The organism is Pseudomonas fluorescens (assembly GCF_902497625.1).
In the GTDB taxonomy this organism is placed as follows: Bacteria; Pseudomonadota; Gammaproteobacteria; order Pseudomonadales; family Pseudomonadaceae; genus Aquipseudomonas; species Aquipseudomonas fluorescens_BQ.
Genome location: NZ_CABVGX010000017.1, coordinates 18,217 through 39,591, shown reverse-complemented (window position 1 = coordinate 39,591; position 21,375 = coordinate 18,217). Strand labels below are relative to the sequence as shown.

Sequence of the window (21,375 nt, the reverse complement as noted above, 5' to 3'; positions counted from 1 at the left end):
CACGGTTCATCGTGTCGGTTTATCTCTTCAGAATCCCTCTTTGCTATGCGGACGCTCGATATACCTTTGAGACTTTCGCGTTATTCGGTCTCGATGGCAGCTTTCTTCCCCCACGCGTCTTGATTCGCCTATGAGCAGCAACCGGAGCGCGTCCCGGCAGCGGGTTCGAACAAGGACTCTACAATCGTGCAATCTGGGGTGTTTGAACCCAAGCAGGTTGATTCACACGTGCCAGCCATGGAAAGCAGTTCTCCCCGGATCTGCTGCAGCTTAGCGACCTTAGACTCTACTTCAGCCAAGTGTTTCTTGACCACCGACAGTGCTTCAGCACACGGACGATCAGCATCTGCTGCGAGCGCGATGAGTTCTCGTATATCGTCGAGGGGAAAGCCTAACTCACGATTCTGACGGATGAACACGAGTCTTGAACGGTGCTTCTCTGTGTAGATTCGGTGCCTGCCGGTCGACCGCAGGGCCGGAGGTAAAAGGCCTATTTTCTCGTAGTAGCGAATCGTCTCAATGTGGCAACCCGTTGATTTAGACAACGCCCCGATTCCTGACATGCGGATTCCCCAAGCATTTTCTTGAACCTGTAGTAGCTACAGATATTACCCTGCTCAATCGAAAATTGATTTCACGCGTTTTAAGGGCATTTCGTGGTCAGAGAACAGCTAGAGAAGAACCAGATTCCGGTCTACTTCGTCGCGGTCATTGTCGCGGCTATCGGAGGTCTGCTCGCACCTAATGCTTCTCAAGCGTTAGGTGCGTTGGTGACACCAGCCATCGCTGTGCTGATGTATGCCATGTTTCTACAGATCCCATTCCTGGATCTCCGTGAAGGGCTCGCAAACAAGCGTTTCATGACGGCGCTGCTCACAGCCAACTTCGTCGCCATCCCCCTGTTGGTTTGGGCGTTGACCATGGGCCTAACGGATCACCCCGCGATTCTGGTGGGTGCACTGTTGGTCTTGCTGACGCCTTGTATCGACTATGTGGTGGTGTTTACCCATATCGGTAAGGGCGACTCCAAACTGACTCTGGCGGCAACGCCATTATTACTCTTGCTACAGCTTGTTCTACTGCCCCTGTATCTGGCCTTCATGCTGGGTAATGACTCGGCGGTGGTTATATCGGTGGGCCCATTTGTTGAGGCTTTCGTAGTGCTGATCGCTTTGCCCTTGGTCTTGGCGGTAGCAACAGCTGCCGGTGCAAAAAGGTCACGCGTCGTTGAGGGTTGGAACAATGCTTGGGCTTGGATGCCTGTGCCGGCTATGGCGGTTGTACTGGTCGTAGTGATCGGCTCTCAGATTTCAGGGGTGGTCAGAGACATGGACAAGCTGCTGCCCGTCATTCCTGTCTACATTGGTTTCATGCTCTTGGCACCATTGGTTGGTGCGCTGGTTGCGCGAGCATTCAAATTGCCGGCCATCACTGCAAGATCAGTAGCGTTCAGTAGCTCGACACGGAACTCGTTGGTGGTTCTGCCCTTGGCACTTGCTCTACCCGAAGAAATCAGAGGGCTAGCTGCGGCAGCAGTCATCACCCAAACGCTGATTGAATTGGTCAGCGAGCTAATTTACATCCGGGTAATTCCTGCATTGGTTTGGCGAAAAGCGTAGCGTCAACCACCACTTGGTGGGGGCGAAGTGGGCCGAGATACCGCCGATTAGCGCCCCAAGAAGCCCTCCTGTGCCATTTTTTAGACAGCCACTGATCATTAAAAAATCACGGCTGTTCGGGTTTGGTGGTTTTCAAATACCAAAGAACAGTCGCTTCAGAAAGTTTTAACCTTCTACCCCTCGGGTTCTACGGTGACTTGTCGGCGGACGATCTGAAAATACATTGCACTTGTCCGACCTAAACTTGAGGCGTTTGCTACATCGATTTAACGGATTCCACTTCCACGTACTTGTACTTTTTCCTAGCAGCCTTTACAGCCTCCTGCTCAGCAAGCAACGAGCTCAACGTGTCGGCCTCGTGAATCAACTCGACCATTTTTCCTTCAAACTCGTTTCCAACGCGTAACGTGACCCTCAGCCTAGGCGTGAATGCTTTCGCCACTTTCTTCTTGGCTATTGGAGCCTCTGCTGGCTTTTTTAAAACAATTGCTGGCACAGGCTCCTGCACTAGCGGAGTAGAAACTTGCTCCTCTGGCTGAGGCGTACCAAAAAGGGCACGACGCATTTCTTCTTCAGTTAAATCAGAGTTCATAGAACATCTCAAAGGGACGCATTTCGCTGGGCAAGTTTTAATAAGATTGTTGCTGACTGGTGTTCGAGAAGCCTGCGCGGACGTCAAATCCCCAGTTCGATTTCAAGACAAGAGCCTCGTAAGGCTTGCGAAAGCTTCACCTTTGGCAGCAGTGTAATGAGCCCGTCAACTAAGTTGCTAGCGTGACGTGTGTACAGCGTGACTGTGCCTGCATCAGGCGTTCGACCTGGCACGATGGCGCCTACCCGCTGCTGGGCAATTTTCAGTATGCTCAAGACGTCCTGACTCACCTCATTGGTGGACAAGTGTTCAACCAATGGTCTGGGTGGAGGGGCGGCGCGGCTCCACATTTCTATGACCGCTTGGAGGAGTCCGTCTGAGCCAAGATGCTCGAGGGCCATTTCCCATAGCTGCCCCTCCTGCGCCATATTCAAGCGAGCCCTAGTCATTACGGAGTTCTAACAAGGTGAGGGTCTTTCTTGATTGCGAGTTTACCAAGCTTTCAGCGGCTGCGAAGCTGATATCACTCGCATTGGTGGCTGAGGATGGGCGCGAATTCTACGTGGAATTGCTCGATGCTTGGAAAGAAGAAGACTGCAGTGATTTCGTAAAGGAAATCGTGCTTCCGCAGCTGTGGGGCGGCGGCAATGCGCAACCCATTACTGGGGCAAGAACTGCATTGCTCGATTTCCTAGCCTCGTTCGACGAAGTCCTGGAGATTGTCACAGACGCTCCACAGTACGATTGGGAGCTTTTCTGCGAACTCGCATATGACGATGGTAAATGGCCAAGGAACGTTCGGAATTACCCCACCGACGCAACCACTTTAGATGCCTCAAGTGACGGGGATCCGCTTCCGCATCACGCTCTCCTTGATGCCCGTATCATCGCTAGCATGTTCACCAAAAGCAATCCAGGGAAAGGGTTACCCTGAGAAGGGGCAGTGAATCAGTAGTCTGGATGGGCCAATCGAGTGGAGCGAAATATGAAATGAAAAGCGCGCACGACAGAGCAAGTCTCCGAGTTGATTTGTGGGGACAACACGGAAGGTTATCTCCGCTACCTTATCCGTGCATGCAGTAGAGGCCATCGTCATTATTCGCTCAGCTTAATGTGCCCGGATAGGGCCATTGAGCCAAAAAATGACGGTTAATGTGCCGTATTGGGGACATTAGCCTTGCACATCTTACGGAGACGTCCGTTGCATTCGGCTTCAAGACGGCAGTTAATTCTCTGAGACGCTAGGCTCTTGGCGAGCCCAGTGCAACATAGCTACCGCAGCTCTCCACAGCAGTCCTTCCTGTGACATTTTTAGCCGGGAGCTGGTCATTGGAAAATCATACGGAATCAGTTTGATTGGACGTGATTGTTTTCAGATATCTGCGCACAGTCGATCTCGACAGCTCCAGTCTCTCTGCGATTTCTGACACAGACACGCCCGCGCTGCTCAAACGATTAGCTTCCGCTGCCTTTCGCGCCGCATCGGATCGGACGGGTCGACCAGGCGGTAGTTTTCCGGCTCGTGCCATTGACTCCATTTCCTGATCAACACTTTCTTTTCTAATTCTGTTCATCTGTTTGGAAACGCGTTTGAGGCCCTCCCCGAACGGCTCATTAGATTGCAGCGACGTCGCCATGAGAACGAGTGAGGCCGGCTCAACTTCCATTAGCGCTGCAAGACGAATGAGCACATCAATCGTGATGTTAACTTCACCACGCTCTATCCGGCCCCAGTAGGAACGGTCAATTGTGATCAGGTTTTCCTGCGCAAAACCCTTTCTTCTACGCAGTGCTCGTACTACTACAGCAAGGGCTTCTGCGGCCTCCATGACATTTCCCCAGGCAAATCGAGGATGAGGCCATATTGCGTCGCACCATAACACGGACTATCATCCGTATTATGGTGCTAGCAGCACTTTCAGGCTGGCTTCCCGTGATCCGATTGACGTCTCCAAGCCAACGCAACTGGCATGCGGAGAGATTCTTTGCGAGGGGCGAGCGCAAACAAGCGGGATTGAATTGTCAATTTCCGGGTTATTAATTGAGGTGAACCCTATGGCTAGCGTCCAAGAGCCCGACTTTATGAAAGGGTCAAGAACGCCCCTTGAAGGCCTGGAGGGTACTTCTGAAGCTCGAGCTTTAGCAGTTGAACGATTCCCTAAAAAGCCTTACTGCCTAGTTCGCGACTGGACAATATTTCGCATTGAAGTCACTCGCGACGAACTCTTCAAATGCCATGCAGCTGGCCAGCTCCCGATGATCCTGTTTGCTCACAACGTGGCCGAGGACAGCCAAGGCCGTTTCGAACGGGGCGACTGGGTTCGTTCAAGCATGTGTACCGGATTCCACGACGGTGTTGCGTTCGAAACCAGGAACTCTGTTTACGTGTTGATTGGCCCTGGTCATGAACAGCTCGCAAGCCTGAAAGACGTTTTCTCCCTCTTCTAACTGCGCTCTGTATCGGAGCCCATTCAGGCTAAGGACATACGATGTTTAAAACACACGACGCCGACATGCTAGGCCTACCGGGCATGTTCGGTGAGGGTCAGTACCAATGGCATCAGGTATCCAAAGTGCTTCGTAATCACTGGTATCACGTAACTGTCCAGGCCATGTACGAGGACAGAATTTCAGAGGCGGTTCTGATGATCGACAGCGAACCACGGCTTCAGCAACTGCTGATTGCCCAGGACGCGGAGACGGTCATCACAGAGGTGCAAGTAGTCACACCTGCCCACATGAATGGCACGGGAGTTTGGCGCATGGAGAAACTGACCAAAGTGACGCTTGGTGAAGACCAAAACGAGTGTGCTGTGTGCCTGCTGGAGGTGGAGACCGGCTCCAAATACCACAGCTCTCACCAACCTGGCTTCAGCAGTGATGTGCTAAGCAACCTCCGTCCGGTCTATCACGTGAACATGATCCGTACAGCCTGAAATTTACCAAAAATCCCGCACGATATCAGCGCAGATGGTTCCGTGTGGATTTCCTGGTAACGCCATACGGGCTGCGAAAGGAGTGCAATTTTGCTGAATACTTTGGATGTAAATTTTCATGGAAAACGACATACAGATTTCGATCTCGCACGAATCCTAAAAGCACAAGCGCAAGGCTTCGACAAACCTATAACAGCCTATCTCTGCGGAGTATCCATAAAGGCTCGTGCTGGATTAGGCGTCGTGTTTGGTCACAACCGTAAAGACCAATATGGACGGTTCGGCGACGGTCACGCGATCCGGACTTCTGACGTCATTAAGGCGGAGCGCGAGGGCCGATTTTGGGTGCTGACCACAGTGAACTCTAGGTACGTCATCGCCACGTTCCAGAGGGGCAATGGACGTGCAAGTCTGCGTGAGTTTCTGCGGCTTTCACAGGGGATGCACCACTTCACCCCGCGAGGGTTGCAGTAATAGTCGTGGTCTTCTTCAACTGGCGAAGCCTCCTGAATGGCTTCGAGGTGGCGTCATGATCGTCAAGGCAGGCGAAGTCATCTGCATTGCCTCGGGCATTTTTGAGAGTTACGACCGCGCTGGGCCCTTTGTTGCAACACAGGACTTCGACCTCGATTCATTCATAGCAGAGGCAATGAAGCCGCTCACAGAGAAATGGGAAGTGTCGAGCTTGTTCGGGGATATTCCCAGGGTGCTTTTCGAAAACGGGCTCATCACCAAGCTTCCTTGTCGCAAGATTTACCTAGGAGCGATGGGCGAAGTCGACATTCGGGAAGAGCAGGATGACCTTTGATGACGACGTTTCAAGCATTTGACTAAAGCGTCATGATGGTAGCGATAGAGCGGAGATGGTTTGCCTTGCAGCAGCCGCAGTTAGGATCGCGGTAAACGTCGATGACTTCAGCGGCTTGTGCCGCTCCGGTCATGAGTAGTGTCGTGAACGCAGCAATTCGCAGACTGGCATTAATGGGAGTTCTCCTGTTTATAAATAATGCTTACCGGCAGCAGCAACCGCCGCCGTTCCCGCCACAGCCCGAGGTTTTCTTACTCGCTACGCTTTCCACTGTCGCCAGCTGTGCTGGATAGCCCGCGTTCTCCAGGGCCGCAAGCAGCGCTTGACTGTCCGAATCGCCGCTGACCTCCACCCGTCCGGCTTGTAGATCCACTGTTACGTCACTGACTCCTTCAAGTGGGCGCAGCGCTTCGGTGACATGTTTGACACACGAACCACAGCTCATGCCTTGGACTTGCAGTTCAACAGTTTTCATTGGTGACTCCTCACAACTAAATTGATCATGGAAAGACTGACGCACGAGGCTTTTCTGCGGCGTTGGCTTATCCTCAACCTTGCTGCCATGGCAAGGTCAAGCGGTCGTTTTCACTCAATCAATGGAAGCCTGGCGCAGACGCAAGGCGTTGAATACTACCGACGCCGAGCTCACGCTCATGGCCAGTGCGGCAATGAGCGGTGACAGAAGGTGACCGGTAAGTGGAAAGAACAAGCCGGCAGCCAGTGGGATACCCATGGCGTTGTAAAGGAAGGCGAAGGTCAGGTTCTGGTGCATATTTCTCACCGTTGCGACTGACAGGCTGCGAGCACGCAGGATACCGAGCAGATCCCCCTTGACCAGGGTGACCTGAGCGCTGTTCATTGCCACGTCAGTGCCAGTGCCCATGGCGATACCTACATCAGCGCGAGCCAGTGCGGGGGCATCATTAATACCGTCGCCGGCCATCGCCACCCGGTGTCCGGCTTGTTGCAGAGATGCCACCAGACGCTCTTTATCTTGCGGTTTGACCTCGCCGTGAACCTCCTCGATGCCCAACTGGCGAGCTACCGAGCGAGCAGTCGTAAGGCCGTCGCCAGTGGCCATGATGACCTTGACGCCATCCGCCTGCAGACGCTCGACGGCCAGCTTCGTGGTGGGTTTGATGGGGTCGGCAACAGCCAGCAAACCCGCCAGGGCGCCATCGACTGCCAGGTACATGATGCTCGTACCGTCGCCGCGTAGCTTCTCGGCATGTTCTTGCAAGCTCTCTGTGGAAACGCCGGCCTCCTGCATCAACGCGGTATTGCCTAGCATCAGGCGGCGACCCTCGACCTGCCCGCTTACACCAATACCTGAGGCTGACTCGAAGGTTTCAGGTGTCACCAGTTTTAGCCCTGCGGCACGAGCCTGCTCGACGATGGCGTGGGCCAATGGATGCTCACTGCCCTGATCGAGACTTGCGGCCAGGCGCAACACTTCATCCTGAGTAAATCCGGGTACGGCCCCGACGCTATGGAACGCTGGTCGACCTTCAGTGAGGGTGCCAGTTTTGTCGACTATCAAGATGTCTATCTTGCGCAGGTTTTCGATGGCGGCGGCATCGCGAAACAATACGCCGCTGCCAGCAGCCTTGCCGGTGGCAACCATGACTGACATCGGTGTCGCTAGGCCAAGGGCACAGGGACAGGCAATGATCATGACCGCGACAGCGTTGATCAGTCCAAACACCCAACTTGGCTCGGGCCCCCACAGCCCCCAGCCGAGTAGAGTTAGCGCGGCGATAGCAATCACAACGATCACGAAGTAACTGGCAATCACATCTGCCAGCCGTTGCATCGGCGCTTTTGAGCGTTGTGCCTGCACAACCATCTGCACAATCTGTGCGAGCAGGGTCGCCGACCCTATCTTCTGCGCCTGCATCACCAGACTGCCGTGAATGTTGAGAGTGGCGCCAATCAGCGCGTCGCCGGCTCTCTTCATGATCGGTATCGGTTCGCCGGTGAGCATCGACTCATCTACAGCGCTTTCGCCTTGCAACACCTGACCGTCGACAGGCACTTTTTCGCCCGGTCGCACACGTAACGTGTCGCCGCTGTGTACGTGTGTCAGAGGGATGTCTTCTTCCGTGCCATCGGCATTGATCCGACGGGCAGTTTTTGGGGCCAGTCCAAGCAGCGACTTGATGGCAGCCGAGGTTTGCGAGCGAGCCTTGAGCTCGAGCATCTGGCCGAGAAGGGTCAGTGAGATGATCACAGCCGCCGCTTCGAAGTACACACCGATGCGGCCCTCCATCATGAAGTTGCTGGGGAATACATCGGGGGCCAGGGTGGCCACGACGCTGTAAAGGTAGGCCGCCGCCGTGCCAAGCCCGATCAACGTCCACATGTTCGGACTACGCTGAATCACCGAGCGCACGCCGCGCACATAAAACGGCCAGCCAGCCCAAAGCACGACGGGTGTAGCCAATCCCAGCTCGACCCAATTTTGCGTGGTGCCATGGAACAGCTCCAGGGCATGCCCACCCATAGCCAGCACGGTGACGATCACTGTCAGTGGCAATGTCCACCAGAAGCGCTGGGAGAAGTCCTTGAGTTCTAAGTTCTCCTCTTCCTCCAATTCGGGAATCACCGGCTCTAAGGTCATGCCGCACTTAGGGCAGACGCCGGGGCCGATCTGGCGAATTTCCGGATGCATGGGACATGTGTATTCAGCGGCACCCGTTAACGGTTCTGCTGTTGTCTGAGGGACTGGTTCGATTTTCAGTTGAGATATTCGATAACGCTCCGGCGCTGCCCTGAAGGTCGTTTGGCATTTCTGGCTGCAGAACCGGTAGTTTTGCCCCTCATATTCCGTGCTGAACTGGCTGTCGTTACTCACGGTCATGCCGCACACGGGATCGTGAGCTCCGGTGGGTTGGGGTTCAGCGTTCTGTATTGGGCCGTGCTCTTGACGAACCTCAGGGGTGTTCATGAGCTAACTCCTGTTCGCATCTTTGGTTGAGACTGAGGTGTCGCCGTGATGACTGTGACCACCGTGGTGGTGCCCGAAAAAATGCATCAGCGGGCACAACAGCAAAATCATGTAAGGCAGTAATCCCAACATATGGCCGTAGTGTTCTCTTGCTAGATAGAACAGCACGATCACCAGCAGCATGCCCAGCGCTATACCGGGTTTGCTCCTCAAAAATGTTGGAGCGGTGTTAGCGGAATGTGGTGAATTCATCATGGTTCTGTACTCCTGAGGGAAGTGCTGTTCAGTGGTACGGCGTATAGGTTCAACGGGCGGCAGTTTTACCCTTGGCATATTGGCTAAGGTAAAACCGTCGCTGCATTGCCTACAGGCTTGTGCACGTCACTTGCTCATCGGCATGTTCATCATGCTCGATTGCTGATCCATCATTTTCATCATCATGTTCATCATTCCCATCTCCATGCCGTCTTTGTTGCCGCCCATGCCCATGCCATGACAGTTCTTATGCATCATGGCCATGCTGTCCTTCATCGTCTTCATGCTCTCCTGCATGGCGGCGTGTCGCTCGGCAGGGGTCTTGGCGGCGGCTGCCTTGTCGTGTGCAGCCTGCATTTTTTGCATTTGCTCGGTCATGACATTGTTTTGCATCGGCGTAGCTGATTCGCTGGTCTGGCCGGGTGCGGTCGGAGTCTGCTCCGGGTGATGCTCATCGACTGCCGAGGCCATGAGTGGGCTGCTCACGAGCAAGGTGGCGAGGATAAATTTCAATGAGGTATGCATGGCAATCTCCAAAGGGTCAGGACAACTCAGGTAATACCGAGCCGCACCAGATAGGCGCAGTCAGACAGTGCGCCGAAGATGGGCGCGCAGAAGGTCGGATTAATCGTTGAAACGGACGAAAATCAGGCGGGCAGGAGGTCTGGCAGGTACAGGGCTCCGTAATGCAAGAAAGGCAAAAGCGGAGGGATTGGCGGGATACAAAATCAGCAACGCTGGGATAAGGAGCAGAAGCGTCCAACTGAACAGATCAAATGTTTGAAGATGGAGCGAAGGACTTACAGCTATCGCCGCATCGGCGCAGTGCTGAAGGCAGCCGAGGGCATGGGCGTCGTGGCTTTCGTTATCTTGCGGAGTGTTCAGCGAGACATGCGTTGTAGCCGGATTGTGGCTGGGCTGTACCAGACATCCCTGGGTCGCTGCCAGACCAAACGCTAACACCCACAGCACGACGGCGAGGCGTATGAACGTTGGTTGACGATGGCGAAACCAGAACATGGAGAATCTCCGGTACTGATTAGCGGATTTTGATTTTTCAACATACGCCACATTGAAGTGCCACGGTTGATCTATATCAATTTATGCAGCCGGCTGTCGGTTCTGTGGTGCGGTCAAATTTCATGACGCCAGTCGATTTTTCAGATGTTGAGTTTCTCCGTATGCTGTCAAAAGTGTAATCACTGGCTAAGCGTGCTGACAGGTGCGTCCCTTCATCATCCTCATCGAGCTGACGCTCAAACTCTCTGGTTTCAACGAGAGTCAATTCCTTGAAGGAGATGCACTATGAGAGCAACTAACGTTGTGATTCTTACACTCAGTTTGGCTATATCGTCCCTGGCCCTTGCCGAAGGTGGCGGCGACCGTGCGGTTGAGCGCATGGAACAAGCTCGCCAGACGGCAATGGCCACCGGAAAGTCTGCCCCCGGAGCTGAGGCGCAAGAAAATATTGCACAAGAGAAGCTCAAGGCTGAAAAGCAGCCTCACCATTGCTGAGCCAACCAGCTTACTGAAATGTAATCACCCCGTTTGCTGGCTTATGGCATCTTCCGATACATCAAGCGCACTAGCTCGTCTAGCGTTAGCCCTTAGGGGCACGCCCAGTGCGCACATCTAACATCCGACTGACGGGACATGAATCGGTATGCAAGCCAAAACCTCTCGGCGCACCTTTGTGAAAGGACTCACCGCAGGCGGGATTCTCGGTGGTTTAGGCCTCTGGCATACCCCTATCTGGGCCGCCCCTAGAGTGGGCGATGCCAATGTCTTGTCAGGTACAGAGTTTGACCTCTTCATCGGAGAAACACCGGTAAATATCACTGGGAACTCCCGGACGGCCATGACCATAAATGGCGGGATTCCTGGGCCCCAGCTGCGCTGGCGTGAGGGCGATACCGTGACCTTGCGGGTCAAGAACCGCCTCAAGGATATGACTTCTATCCACTGGCACGGAATTATCCTTCCGGCAAACATGGACGGTGTGCCAGGCCTTAGTTTCCATGGAATTGAGCCTGATGGCACGTACGTCTATCAGTTCAAGGTCAAGCAGAACGGAACGTACTGGTATCACAGTCACTCCGGCTTCCAAGAACAGGTAGGTGTATACGGCCCATTGGTAATCGACGCGAAAGAGCCCGAGCCATTTGAGTATGACCGTGACCTCGTGGTGATGCTTAGCGACTGGACGGATGAAAATCCGGCTTCGCTGATGAAAACACTGAAGAAACAGGCGGACTACTACAACACCCATAAGCGAACAGTGGGTGACTTCATCAATGACGTGGCTGACAAAGGTTGGTCAGCAACCGTCGCTGATCGCAAGATGTGGGCCGAGATGAAGATGAACCCTACTGACATTGCGGACGTCAGTGGCGCGACGTACACCTACTTGATGAACGGACAGGCTCCAGACTCCAACTGGACTGGCACCTTCAAACCTGGCGAAAAGCTTAGGTTAAGGTTCATCAATGGTTCAGCCATGTCCTACTTCGATGTACGTATCCCAGGTTTGAAGATGACTGTTGTGGCCGCTGATGGCCAGTACGTCAAACCTGTAATCGTGGATGAGTTCAGAATCGCTACTGCCGAGACGTTTGACGTGATCGTCGAACCCACCCAAGAGGCCTACACACTGTTTGCGCAGTCGATGGATCGGTCGGGTTACGCCCGAGGCACCTTGGCCGTCCGGTCTGGCATGACTGCTCCAGTACCTGCGCTAGACCCTCGACCTCTAGTAACCATGGCCGACATGGGTATGGCCGGTATGGATCACGGTGCGATGGCCGGTATGGGCGATATGGCTGGAATGGATCACAGCAAAATGGGCGGTATGGGAGACGACTCGATGCAGGGTATGTCAGGTATGGACGGTGGAGCCATGAAAGATAGCTCTGGCGCTGTGCAAGGCATGTCCGGTATGGACAGCATGCAGGGAATGGATCACAGCAATATGTCCATGGATGGCATGAGTGGTATGGGAGAAATGCAGTCGCACCCAGCCACAGAGTCCAACAATCCTCTCGTCGACATGCAAGCAATGTCGACATCGCCGAAGCTTGATGATCCCGGTATGGGCCTTCGCGAAAATGGCCGAAAGGTACTGACGTACTCTGACCTAAAGAGCACGTTTGAAGATCCAGATGGACGTGAGCCAAGTCGAACCATCGAACTGCACTTGACTGGTCACATGGAAAAGTTTTCCTGGTCTTTCAACGGCGTGAAGTTTTCGGACGCCGAGCCGTTAAAACTGAAGTACGGCGAGCGAGTTCGGTTCGTTCTCGTGAACGACACCATGATGACTCACCCCATCCACCTGCATGGGATGTGGAGCGACCTTGAAGATGAAAACGGGCAATTCCTTGTCCGCAAACACACCATCGATATGCCGCCAGGATCAAAGCGTAGCTACCGAGTGACTGCTGATGCGTTGGGACGCTGGGCCTATCACTGCCATCTCCTGTACCACATGGAAATGGGCATGTTCCGTGAAGTGCGCGTGGAGGAATAAGGAGATGGCTATGAGTAATTTCTTAAGCGGGACTCGCATGCACTCAGCTGTGCTCACGGTCGCTCTCACTGCTGGTGTTGCCTTGCCGGCAGCTGCTGAGTCTACTGGGCAGATGCAGGGCATGGATCACAGCCAAATGCAGGGTATGGATCAGGGCCAGATGCAGGGCATGGATCACAGCCAGATGAAGGGCATGGATCACAGCAAAATGGAGGGTATGCAGCCCGCCAAGCAGCCACAAACTCAAAGTCGGACTCCGATACCACCACTTACCGATGCTGACAGAGCCGCAGTTTATAACGCCCCTGGTGGTCACGAAGTCCATGACAGTGCTCTCAACTCATTTTTTATATTTGAGAAGCTGGAATGGCAGGATGCTGACGATGGAAGCGCGCTGAACTGGGAAGCCCAAGGTTGGATAGGGGGAGATGTTGATCGCCTTTGGTTGCGCACCGAAGGTGAGCGCACCAATGGAAAGACTGAAGAAGCTGAGGTTCACGCTTTATGGGGACACGCCATTAGCCCTTGGTGGGATTTAGTCGGTGGGGTTCGTCAAGACTTCAAACCAGGCGACCCACAAACGTGGGCTGCTTTCGGTATTCAGGGCCTTGCGCTCTACAATTTCGAGGCCCAGGCTACTGCTTATCTGGGTGAAGGTGGCCAGACCGCTGCTCGGTTGGAGGGTGACTACGACATTCTCCTTACCAATAAGCTGATTCTGCAACCGACGGCAGAATTCAATTTCTATGGCAAAAACGATCCCCAACGTGGAGTTGGATCAGGGCTGTCTGAAAGTGAGATTGGTTTGCGGCTCCGGTACGAATTCCGTCCGCAATTCGCACCTTACGTCGGTGTAACTTGGAATCGGGCTTACGGCAAAACCGCAGACTATGCCCGCGATGAAGGCGAAGATAATAACGAAGCACGCCTAGTGCTCGGCGTCCGAGTGTGGTTCTAAATCGAAGTTAGCGGCACCAAATAATTACCTAACCTCATTACAACAGCTAAGCGCTGTGAGGAGCCTTGCATGTCTGTTTTCAAATCCTGTGTTGTGGCCGTTGCTCTTTCATCCAGCTTACTGCTCAGTGCAGTTGCCCAAGCCCACCCGAAGCTGCTGTCTTCAACTCCTGCTGAAGGTGAGAACGGCCAAGCCCCGGCAAAGATTGAGCTGCACTTTTCTGAAAACCTGGTCACTCAGTTTTCCGGAGCCAAGTTGATCATGACCGACATGCCTGGCATGCCCAATTCACCTATGGGTGTGAAAGCCAGCGTGGCCGGTGGCGGTGATCCCAAAACGATGGTCGTAACTCCTGCCTCCCCTCTCACAACTGGCACCTATAAAGTGGAATGGCGAGCAGTCTCATCCGACACCCACCCGATCACCGGCGCCGTAACTTTCAAAGTGAAATAAGCATGAGCGACTCATTAAATGTGGTACTGCGATTCGCGCTCTACTTAGACCTGATGCTCCTGTTCGGCCTAGCAGTCTTCGGGCTTTACAGCTTTCGGGGAAAAGAGCGCGTATCAGGCGCGGTGTTGCATTTTGGGTCGCTACTACCTGGCATCGCTGCTGTTGGTGTGTTTTTGTCGATAGCCACCTTCATCGTCATGGCAAAAAATATGAGCGGCGCATCCGACTGGGCGGAGCTGCGACCTCATCTGGAAATGATGTTGTACGAGACTGAGATTGGATATAGCTGGGTGACGCGCATGATCTCGCTGGCAGCGGTGATTTTTGTCGCAAGTCAGAGCGCAAGATGGCCAACATGGAGCCTCGGGGTTGCGACCTTGGCAGGCGGCATCGCTTTGTCTACGCTCGCGTGGACAGGTCATGGGGCGATGGACGAAGGTACTCAGCGATTCTGGCACTTTACGGCTGATATTCTGCACCTTCTCGCCGCTGGCGGCTGGATCGGAGCTCTCGCGGCGTTTGGCTTGATGTTGAGCATTAGGAGGTCTAATTCGGAGCAACTCGTACGAGTGCTGTCACGAGCGCTCAAGGGCTTCGAAACAGCAGGCGCGTTCATTGTCGGTACGATCATAGTCACGGGCATCGCTAACTATCTCTTCATTGTCGGGCCGACGTTGCTAGAAGTTTTAACCAGCACCTATGGCGTCCTTCTGCTTTTAAAAATCCTGCTTTTTGGGTGCATGATCGGGCTGGCTACCCTCAATCGTTTTTACCTGAGTCCTTCACTCGAGCGCTCTGTGGAGGCCGGTGAGTATTCCCTGGCAGCGACTGCTTTGAGAAAAAGCGTACTTATTGAGTCAACCTGTGCTGTGGTTATCGTCTGCTTGGTGGCGTGGCTAGGAACATTGAGCCCTTCAATCGATATGGCTCAAGGGTGAGCTAGCAGCTAGATCTGAGCAACCCCGAAGCCGCCCAGATCCGAGCCTGATTATCGGCTGACGGGGTAATCAGCAACCACTTCTTGCGCTCCCGCCTTGGTAACCCCCAGGACTTGATAGGGTTGATGGTTCTGGTCGTAGTCCATGCCGGGAGAACCTGCGGGCATACCTGGCACTGCGATTCCCGCGAGTTCGGAGCGACCACTCAGCTTCTTGATTTCATCAGCTGGGACATGCCCCTCAACAAACTTGCCGTCGATAACAGCCGTATGGCATGACGCGAGTTCCTGCGGCACCCCTAAGCTTTGCTTAATAGCGCTCATATTGCTTTCTACGTGGTCGACTACCTTGAATCCATTCGATTCAAGGTGCTTGACCCATTCCTTGCAGCAACCGCAATTCGCGTCACGATGCACGTCAATTGTGAGCGGCTCAGCGGCCTGCGCGATGCCACACATCACCAACCCCATAGCGACCAAAAGCTTTCGTTTGGACATTCGATGCACCTCATCACGTTTTAGTGCGGTCACTCTTTATGCCTTTGGCATCCGCACCCTCTGCCACGTAGGTTAAGCGCAAAAAATCAGATCGCGATTACATTTCTGTAAGCCGCCCGCTAGCTGGTGTCATCGGAAGCCGGCCTGTCGTAACTGGGAGTTAACCGTTGGCTGTTGAGGCAATTACATTTACGTAAGCTTGCGCACAGTTGTCAGATTGGTAGCACACTAGAACACCGCAAAACCGGAGCCCGCTCATGAAACTCTTGGTCGCAGAAGACGAACCCAAAATCGGAATATACCTACAGCAGGGTCTGGTGGAGGCTGGCTTCACTGTCGACCGGGTTGTGACGGGAACGGAGGCGCTACATCAAGCGCTGAGCGAGACCTACGATCTCCTGATTCTGGACGTGATGATGCCGGGCGTTGATGGCTGGGAAGTCATCCGGGGTGTACGTGCATCCGGGAGCTCAGTCCCTGTGCTTTTTCTAACGGCCAGGGATGGAGTCGATGATCGGGTCAAAGGTTTGGAGTTGGGCGCGGACGACTATCTCGTTAAACCCTTCGCATTTTCCGAGTTACTAGCTCGCGTCAGAAGCTTGCTTCGACGTGGATCCGCCGTGCCCAACCAGACATCTATCAAGATCGGGGATTTGGAGGTCGACCTACTAAAGCGCCGTGCCTCACGCTCAGGTCGACGTATTGACCTCACCGCAAAGGAATTCTCCCTCTTAGAACTCCTTATGCGCCGTAGAGGGGAAGTCCTGCCAAAATCACTGATCGCATCGCAGGTTTGGGATATGAACTTCGACAGTGATACCAACGTGATCGAAGTAGCAATTCGCCGGCTCCGGGCCAAAATCGATGATGATTTCGACACCAAGCTGATTCAGACGACGAGGGGAATGGGCTACATGCTAGACGCTCCTGACACAGAATGAAGCGAGCATCTCTTACCCTTCGTTTGAGCATGATGTTCGTCTGTGCAGTCGTTGCCGTGCTGGTTGTAGCTGGCTTTACCTTCGATGCGTTCAGTCGTCACCACTTCAAAGGCCTCGACCGTCAACTCATGATGGAAAAGCTCGAATCCATTCGGCAAATCATGGATGGCGAAGCTGGCTCCGTAGACACTTCAGAGGTGGTGTTGCAACTGCAAGCCCTGCTAGGTGCCCATCAGGAGCTTTCAGCATCGATTGTCACCAAAGGTGGAAGGACGATCTTCGCTACCCCCAACGGCGCTGCACAACCTCCTGCTGCCGCTCATGAGGCAGTGGAGGACATGTCGGAGTGGACTGCTGGCGGCCATATGTACAGAGGCATGAGGGCACAAGTTCATTTAGTGAATGAAACTGAGCCACTAACTGCCTGGTTGAGTATGGATATCACCAGTCACATGCACTTCGTTGAAACTTTGCGTTGGTGGCTGGTCATTGGGCTGGCTATCAGCGCTCTAGTCAGCGCAGCCTTAGGGTGGCTGGTGGCGCGGAGCGGGTTGAAGCCGGTCGCACAAGTGACGCAAGTCGCGGCCTCAATGTCAGCCGGTTCGCTGAAAGAGCGCATCCCGATGGACTCGGTGCCTCGTGAGCTTGAGAGCCTTGTCTCTTCGTTCAACGCCATGCTTGCTCGCCTTGAAGAGTCTTTTGTTCGGCTGTCCAACTTTTCAGCCGATATTGCGCACGAGCTACGAACCCCTATCAGCAATCTGCGCACGCACACCGAAGTCATCCTCTCAAAGAAGCGTGCGCCGGACACTTATGAAGAGAATCTCTATTCCAACCTGGAGGATCTCAACCGGCTCTCCAGCATTATTGACGGCATGCTTTTCTTGGCAAAATCGGACAACGGTCTGGTTCTACCTGCCAAAGAGAAAGTCGAGTTGCGTTCGGTGGTCGAAAAACTCTTCGAGTATTACCAGTTGCTGGCAGAGGACACCGGAGTAAAGCTACAAGTCTCCGGACACGGCGCGGTCTATGGTGACGGTACGATGTTGGATAGGATGATCTCGAATTTACTTTCTAATGCGCTTAGGTATACCCCTCCTGACTGCACTGTCTCCGTAAAAATCGAGTCGTTGGGTAGCATGATCAGCGTGTCAGTGACGAACCCCGGAGAGGAGATAGCAGCAGAGCATCTGCCCCGCCTGTTTGACCGCTTTTACAGAGCTGATCCCGCACGTAGAGATGGTGCTACAAACAATGCCGGGCTAGGTTTGGCAATCGTCAAATCATTGGTAGACGCCCATGACGGCACCGTCGGATGCGTCTCCAGAGAAGGCCATACGACCTTTGTGATCCGCTTAGCTGCGTGGCCTGCAGACTAAGAGTAAAAGCAACGAGGAGGGATGTGCTTTTCGCAATGACAACAGTTTTTGGCTCCTAGTAAGCAACCATGACGCGAAAAACTCCAGCGCGTTCGTTGGGCAAACCTAATTTAAGTTCGACAGCACATTCCCTCGATTGGCTAGGGTGGCCTTGATGCCGCAGATGCTGAGGTAGCGTTACTGCGAGTGAAGCCAGGCTTCTACCTTTTTGAGTCTGCCCATCTCAAGAAGCTGCGGCTCCCCGGTATCCAGGAGATCGAGCAATCTTTGCTTATCGGTAGGGGATGGAAACCACTCATCAATCTCGACATTGCAGTGATCTGAGTCACTAAGAGCCCACCTGACAACCATATCTGCAGCAGCTCTGTAGTGATCCGCCATGTAAAACTTTCGACTTTCTACAGACCAGCCACGCTTCGCCATTTGCTCAGTGACATCAACGATGCCTTCGTCGCCAAAAAAACTGGTGGTGTCAGGATAGTGGATACCTGCCAGCGACACCTTCAACACCTCGGTCTCGCGGTCGAAGTACGACAGAAAATGCCACCCACCAGTAGTGCTCCCAGCGTGCGGAAAATTGATCGCAGCTTTGCCGGTTATATAGTGCTCGCGTGAGACGCGTTTGAGATCAAAATCAAAGAGCGGCTGCCTCATGGGAGCTTGCTGAGACGCGCCAAGCCCTGTTTTATGTGGCCCGAGTTCTCGCCGATTGTCTCGAGGGCACCTCGGACATTATTCCCAACATCTGCATGACCGTGAGCCTCGACGTGGAGGGTCAACTCCATCAGGGCTGCCTCTAGGGCGAGCTGGTTTTCGTACATCCTTTCCAGCACATCTGATAGCGAATATTCACTCTGCACTTGATCACCTCCATGGTCAGAGTCGGCAGAATAGCAGGAGCAAAAGCATCGCGTTATCCACTCAAGAATGATCAAAGCAAGCGGAGCGCGCAGGCGACAGCCGAAGGCGTGAGGATGGAAGCCCGCAGGGCCAAGACGCTGGCGTTTACGACAAGGCTTGGTTCACGACAGCCGTTCCTCCAGGGACACGCAACGATACGGCAATTCGGACTTACAACTCCTTCAACATCCGCTCAAGTGTCTGATGTTCCCATGTGCTGAGCAGTGCAACTGGATCAGTGCCAAAGCGATCCCCGGAGTCAAACGACCAGTGTCGCCCATCTGGACTGACGCATTGTTCGCAGTAGTCGAGCTGATCGCAGTCGTTGTAAATCGATATCTCCCAACCATCTACATTGATCTGGAAGTGGCCGGCATAAATTTCGTCCCACGATTCATGACCCACCCTACCCATAACGCTTCGACCGAAAATCGCCTCCCTTAGAACCTGGCATACCTCTCTTGCGGAGAGCTCAGCCGCAGTGCTTTCGCTAATGCTACCTACCTGGGATGAACGCGCTGCCGCTCTGGCCTCCTTCAGCCTTCGCTCGGCGTACATGGCCGGGTCATCAGCTGGCAGCGGGTAGCCGGCAGCGGATAGAGCTTCGGCGCGCTCTTCAATGAGCAGCCGTTCGGGATCGCGAACCTTTTGGTAGGCTCTGCCTGGTACACGTCGAGTTGTGTCCATTCCCGGCTCCCCAGAAGGCTGATGACTAAGAGCGACTAAATTACTTTTAGAACGATAACAGAACGCTTCGAATAGCGATGCCGAGCTCCGAATCATGAGGGTAGGATGCGTTGCGATCTATGCTTCACAGAGGCTCAGACACCAAGCAAGCGGAGCGCGCAGGCGTGAGGGATGCGAGCCCGCAGGGGCGAGACCCGCCTTGGCGGGGCTCGATTCACGGCAGCCTGACGCCGCAGGCGGCACGCCATCAACGCCAACAAGAGGTAACTCAAATGCCCGACGATGAACTCCGCGAACTGGAGGCCAAGAGACGAAAGGCTTTGTGGGTACTTGCGAACATATCTCCAGGCGATTCGAAGGCGTTCGATCCCTTATCCATTCTTGATGACCTTGAACTTCAAGAGCGAAAAGACTCCCCTCATGCTGACAAGCCACTTGAGCTCAACCAGCTTCGGGATTGTGTCACCGTGCAGTATCACCACTCCGGAATCGACATCATTTTGGAGCAGACTATCCCCCAGCCCTGGAGGGAGCGCTTCAATCAGGCGAGTATCGGGTCGACCAGATTGTTAGATGGGCCTTACGCTGCGGACTGGTATAAATTCCTGGCTTGTTGGGAATCAGAGATGCAGCACCTCGAGGCACACAGAGCTGCCAGCAGTAAGCCCAAGCTGGATTGATGCAGACGGAGAAAAGACGTGGAACGAGACAGCGATGACACCGTGTATTGCGATATCCAAATGCCGGTGGCTCATGGGCGGGAGCTATTGAGGTTAGTGAATGCCCTGCGAGAATCGAAAGCTCATCCAAGTCTCGACAGAGTTTTTGAGCACATGCAGTACGAGCTAAGTACGTCTATCGATTTCATATATTGCTTGCCAGCGCGGAGGCTTTGATGTCAGTGGAAACTCTTTATCGAAGTGCGGAAGCTTGCGGTCATATCCGATGGGCCTGTTAGATAGAGCGGTCAGATAGCTCTGAGAGGTGTTTTTTTAGACTAACGCTTCCGTGCTCGCCATATTTCTTCGATGTCCAGATTGGCTAAGGCATCGCGCATCAGCGTAAAGGCGTTGTCTTTCCAAAAGAACCATGCCATCGCCGGCCTCGCCTCTGATTGATTCGAGATCAGAATGGGTGGGCTGCTGGCAATGTGCACTCGTCAATGAATCCTTTGCCGACATACTCCCTGTGAAGCAGCTCAGCTCGCTCAACTGCATGCCTATGAGAGTCTGCAGGTATCTCGCCAGGCTCAGCAGGAAAATCGCTTGGCTGCATCGCTCGGAGGAGATACAGCTCCTCTAGATTCTCTTGAGCTTGCCTGGTGTACCTATCTTGAAGTGCCTCGGCGACGTCTTTGAAGCCAGCGCTTGATGGGCCGTTGTCCCAGTACCACTGCTTCATATCCTGATAGATCTGAAGATGGACGCTGTCGAACCCTCCGCGATGCTCATCAATGTCGAATGTGTACCTACCGGGATCAAGCTGATAGAGGACGAGCTCTTGCAGCAGATAGGCTGTTCCATACATGCCGTTGAGGAGGATTTCGCGATGTATTACGTATGGTGACTGTTGCATCAGTGACCTCTCGCGGAGCTATGGCAACTCCTGTTTGGGGGCACTTCTGATTTGTTATGCAACTAGGCAGGCGGAGCGCGCAGGCTTGAGGATAGAAGTCCGAAGGGCCAGGACGGCGAAGCGCTGCTTGGCTGCTATTGTCATCACCTAGAGGTCGGCGTCGTTCCAATGGAGAGAGCTCAACATGAGGTAGTTGAAGGTGTCATCGAGTGTTACGGGGGCGCTATCGGGGCGAAACGAGGATGAAAAGGTCATGCCAGCATCTCTCTTGGGTGATTGCGAGAAATGAAGACCATGGGGTGCAGTTGGTCAAGGTTATGAAGGGGCAGTTTTTTGGTTTTCCGACGAGAAATCAGTATCTTGC

The 21,375-nt window shown here is 53.8% G+C and carries 28 protein-coding genes and 1 pseudogene; 15 read left to right on the top strand and 14 right to left on the bottom strand.

Going from position 1 to position 21,375, the window contains the following annotated elements; genetic code table 11:
• Positions 1-128: 128 nt before the first annotated feature.
• On the bottom strand, positions 129-563 hold the full coding sequence (locus F8N12_RS12465; RefSeq protein ID WP_099455467.1) for a MerR family transcriptional regulator: 435 nt from the start codon (positions 561-563) through the stop codon (positions 129-131).
• 93 nt (positions 564-656) lie between these two features.
• Here F8N12_RS12465 and F8N12_RS12460 point away from each other — a divergent pair, with 93 nt between their 5' ends.
• The gene (locus F8N12_RS12460) at positions 657-1,619 is read left to right on the top strand and encodes an arsenic resistance protein (protein WP_099455466.1); all 963 of its coding nucleotides are present in this window, start codon (positions 657-659) and stop codon (positions 1,617-1,619) included.
• 256 nt (positions 1,620-1,875) lie between these two features.
• Here F8N12_RS12460 and F8N12_RS12455 read toward each other — a convergent pair whose 3' ends face one another.
• Positions 1,876-2,211: a hypothetical protein gene (locus tag F8N12_RS12455; protein ID WP_150580692.1), complete on the bottom strand. Its 336-nt coding sequence runs from the start codon at positions 2,209-2,211 to the stop codon at positions 1,876-1,878.
• A 466-nt stretch (positions 2,212-2,677) separates the two neighbouring features.
• Here F8N12_RS12455 and F8N12_RS12445 point away from each other — a divergent pair, with 466 nt between their 5' ends.
• Positions 2,678-3,145, top strand: coding sequence for a 3'-5' exoribonuclease (locus tag F8N12_RS12445; protein ID WP_122257738.1), 468 nt, complete (start codon positions 2,678-2,680; stop codon positions 3,143-3,145).
• 403 nt (positions 3,146-3,548) lie between these two features.
• On the opposite strand, the gene F8N12_RS27610 is transcribed toward F8N12_RS12445, so the two are convergent.
• A complete protein-coding gene (locus F8N12_RS27610; protein ID WP_157767052.1) occupies positions 3,549-4,040 on the bottom strand; it encodes a helix-turn-helix domain-containing protein in 492 nt (163 codons plus the stop codon).
• Positions 4,041-4,266: 226 nt separating this feature from the next.
• On the opposite strand from F8N12_RS27610, the gene F8N12_RS12435 reads away from it, so the two are divergent.
• The 4 genes from F8N12_RS12435 to F8N12_RS12420 all read left to right on the top strand — a co-directional run bounded on the left by F8N12_RS12435 (position 4,267) and on the right by F8N12_RS12420 (position 5,955).
• Positions 4,267-4,659 (top strand): DUF6957 family protein, encoded by a 393-nt coding sequence (locus F8N12_RS12435; protein WP_224787153.1) that lies wholly within the window; start codon positions 4,267-4,269, stop codon positions 4,657-4,659.
• Positions 4,660-4,700: 41 nt separating this feature from the next.
• Positions 4,701-5,147, top strand: coding sequence for a hypothetical protein (locus tag F8N12_RS12430; protein WP_099455462.1), 447 nt, complete (start codon positions 4,701-4,703; stop codon positions 5,145-5,147).
• A 90-nt stretch (positions 5,148-5,237) separates the two neighbouring features.
• Positions 5,238-5,621 (top strand): hypothetical protein, encoded by a 384-nt coding sequence (locus tag F8N12_RS12425; RefSeq protein ID WP_099455461.1) that lies wholly within the window; start codon positions 5,238-5,240, stop codon positions 5,619-5,621.
• Positions 5,622-5,676: 55 nt separating this feature from the next.
• Positions 5,677-5,955, top strand: a complete 279-nt coding sequence (locus F8N12_RS12420; protein ID WP_099455460.1) for a hypothetical protein — start codon at positions 5,677-5,679, stop codon at positions 5,953-5,955.
• Between the two features lie 49 nt (positions 5,956-6,004).
• Here F8N12_RS12420 and F8N12_RS12415 read toward each other — a convergent pair.
• The 6 genes and pseudogenes from F8N12_RS12415 to F8N12_RS12390 all read right to left on the bottom strand — a co-directional run.
• A pseudogene (locus F8N12_RS12415) lies at positions 6,005-6,088 on the bottom strand (DUF411 domain-containing protein); the annotation flags it as partial.
• A 69-nt stretch (positions 6,089-6,157) separates the two neighbouring features.
• Positions 6,158-6,430 carry a heavy-metal-associated domain-containing protein gene (locus F8N12_RS12410; RefSeq protein WP_099455459.1) on the bottom strand — a complete coding sequence of 91 codons (273 nt, stop codon included), beginning with the start codon at positions 6,428-6,430 and terminating at the stop codon, positions 6,158-6,160.
• A 114-nt stretch (positions 6,431-6,544) separates the two neighbouring features.
• Positions 6,545-8,815 carry a heavy metal translocating P-type ATPase gene (locus F8N12_RS12405; RefSeq protein ID WP_150580741.1) on the bottom strand — a complete coding sequence of 757 codons (2,271 nt, stop codon included), beginning with the start codon at positions 8,813-8,815 and terminating at the stop codon, positions 6,545-6,547.
• 90 nt (positions 8,816-8,905) lie between these two features.
• On the bottom strand, positions 8,906-9,157 hold the full coding sequence (locus F8N12_RS12400) for a DUF2933 domain-containing protein (protein ID WP_150580690.1): 252 nt from the start codon (positions 9,155-9,157) through the stop codon (positions 8,906-8,908).
• 126 nt (positions 9,158-9,283) lie between these two features.
• The gene (locus F8N12_RS12395) at positions 9,284-9,682 is read right to left on the bottom strand and encodes a hypothetical protein (RefSeq protein ID WP_150580689.1); all 399 of its coding nucleotides are present in this window, start codon (positions 9,680-9,682) and stop codon (positions 9,284-9,286) included.
• Positions 9,683-9,781: 99 nt separating this feature from the next.
• Positions 9,782-10,177 carry a hypothetical protein gene (locus F8N12_RS12390; protein WP_150580688.1) on the bottom strand — a complete coding sequence of 132 codons (396 nt, stop codon included), beginning with the start codon at positions 10,175-10,177 and terminating at the stop codon, positions 9,782-9,784.
• Positions 10,178-10,462: 285 nt separating this feature from the next.
• Here F8N12_RS12390 and F8N12_RS12385 point away from each other — a divergent pair, with 285 nt between their 5' ends.
• From F8N12_RS12385 to copD, 5 genes are all read left to right on the top strand, one after another.
• A complete protein-coding gene (locus F8N12_RS12385; protein WP_150580687.1) occupies positions 10,463-10,672 on the top strand; it encodes a co-regulatory protein PtrA N-terminal domain-containing protein in 210 nt (69 codons plus the stop codon).
• 148 nt (positions 10,673-10,820) lie between these two features.
• Positions 10,821-12,683 (top strand): copper resistance system multicopper oxidase, encoded by a 1,863-nt coding sequence (locus F8N12_RS12380; protein ID WP_150580686.1) that lies wholly within the window; start codon positions 10,821-10,823, stop codon positions 12,681-12,683.
• A gap of 10 nt (positions 12,684-12,693) precedes the next feature.
• Complete coding sequence (locus F8N12_RS12375; protein ID WP_181004894.1) at positions 12,694-13,641, top strand: copper resistance protein B; 948 nt, start codon at positions 12,694-12,696, stop codon at positions 13,639-13,641.
• Between the two features lie 69 nt (positions 13,642-13,710).
• Positions 13,711-14,094, top strand: a complete 384-nt coding sequence (gene copC, locus F8N12_RS12370; RefSeq protein WP_103451575.1) for a copper homeostasis periplasmic binding protein CopC — start codon at positions 13,711-13,713, stop codon at positions 14,092-14,094.
• A 2-nt stretch (positions 14,095-14,096) separates the two neighbouring features.
• The gene (gene copD / locus F8N12_RS12365) at positions 14,097-15,032 is read left to right on the top strand and encodes a copper homeostasis membrane protein CopD (RefSeq protein ID WP_103451574.1); all 936 of its coding nucleotides are present in this window, start codon (positions 14,097-14,099) and stop codon (positions 15,030-15,032) included.
• Positions 15,033-15,082: 50 nt separating this feature from the next.
• Here the strand turns inward: copD and F8N12_RS12360 are convergent, their stop codons facing one another.
• Complete coding sequence (locus tag F8N12_RS12360; protein ID WP_103451573.1) at positions 15,083-15,529, bottom strand: DUF411 domain-containing protein; 447 nt, start codon at positions 15,527-15,529, stop codon at positions 15,083-15,085.
• 257 nt (positions 15,530-15,786) lie between these two features.
• Between F8N12_RS12360 and F8N12_RS12355 the strand changes: the two genes are divergently transcribed.
• Together F8N12_RS12355 and F8N12_RS12350 are read left to right on the top strand one after the other, a co-directional pair.
• Complete coding sequence (locus F8N12_RS12355) at positions 15,787-16,470, top strand: heavy metal response regulator transcription factor (RefSeq protein ID WP_096143229.1); 684 nt, start codon at positions 15,787-15,789, stop codon at positions 16,468-16,470.
• Entirely contained in the window at positions 16,467-17,849 is a 1,383-nt protein-coding gene (locus tag F8N12_RS12350) for a heavy metal sensor histidine kinase (protein WP_150580685.1), read from the top strand. Before F8N12_RS12355 ends, F8N12_RS12350 begins: the two co-directional genes overlap by 4 nt.
• 177 nt (positions 17,850-18,026) lie before the next feature.
• Here the strand turns inward: F8N12_RS12350 and F8N12_RS12345 are convergent, their stop codons facing one another.
• The 3 genes from F8N12_RS12345 to F8N12_RS28110 all read right to left on the bottom strand — a co-directional run bounded on the left by F8N12_RS12345 (position 18,027) and on the right by F8N12_RS28110 (position 19,436).
• The gene (locus F8N12_RS12345; RefSeq protein WP_150580684.1) at positions 18,027-18,503 is read right to left on the bottom strand and encodes a hypothetical protein; all 477 of its coding nucleotides are present in this window, start codon (positions 18,501-18,503) and stop codon (positions 18,027-18,029) included.
• On the bottom strand, positions 18,500-18,709 hold the full coding sequence (locus F8N12_RS27860) for a hypothetical protein (protein WP_150580683.1): 210 nt from the start codon (positions 18,707-18,709) through the stop codon (positions 18,500-18,502). Before F8N12_RS27860 ends, F8N12_RS12345 begins: the two co-directional genes overlap by 4 nt.
• A 211-nt stretch (positions 18,710-18,920) precedes the next feature.
• Positions 18,921-19,436 carry a hypothetical protein gene (locus tag F8N12_RS28110; protein ID WP_318181643.1) on the bottom strand — a complete coding sequence of 172 codons (516 nt, stop codon included), beginning with the start codon at positions 19,434-19,436 and terminating at the stop codon, positions 18,921-18,923.
• A 272-nt stretch (positions 19,437-19,708) separates the two neighbouring features.
• On the opposite strand from F8N12_RS28110, the gene F8N12_RS12330 reads away from it, so the two are divergent.
• Together F8N12_RS12330 and F8N12_RS27855 are read left to right on the top strand one after the other, a co-directional pair.
• The gene (locus F8N12_RS12330; RefSeq protein WP_099455446.1) at positions 19,709-20,116 is read left to right on the top strand and encodes a hypothetical protein; all 408 of its coding nucleotides are present in this window, start codon (positions 19,709-19,711) and stop codon (positions 20,114-20,116) included.
• Positions 20,117-20,134: 18 nt separating this feature from the next.
• Positions 20,135-20,332 carry a hypothetical protein gene (locus F8N12_RS27855; RefSeq protein ID WP_150580682.1) on the top strand — a complete coding sequence of 66 codons (198 nt, stop codon included), beginning with the start codon at positions 20,135-20,137 and terminating at the stop codon, positions 20,330-20,332.
• A 229-nt stretch (positions 20,333-20,561) separates the two neighbouring features.
• Here the strand turns inward: F8N12_RS27855 and F8N12_RS12320 are convergent, their stop codons facing one another.
• Positions 20,562-21,011 carry a hypothetical protein gene (locus F8N12_RS12320; protein WP_177049235.1) on the bottom strand — a complete coding sequence of 150 codons (450 nt, stop codon included), beginning with the start codon at positions 21,009-21,011 and terminating at the stop codon, positions 20,562-20,564.
• Positions 21,012-21,375 lie beyond the last annotated feature (364 nt).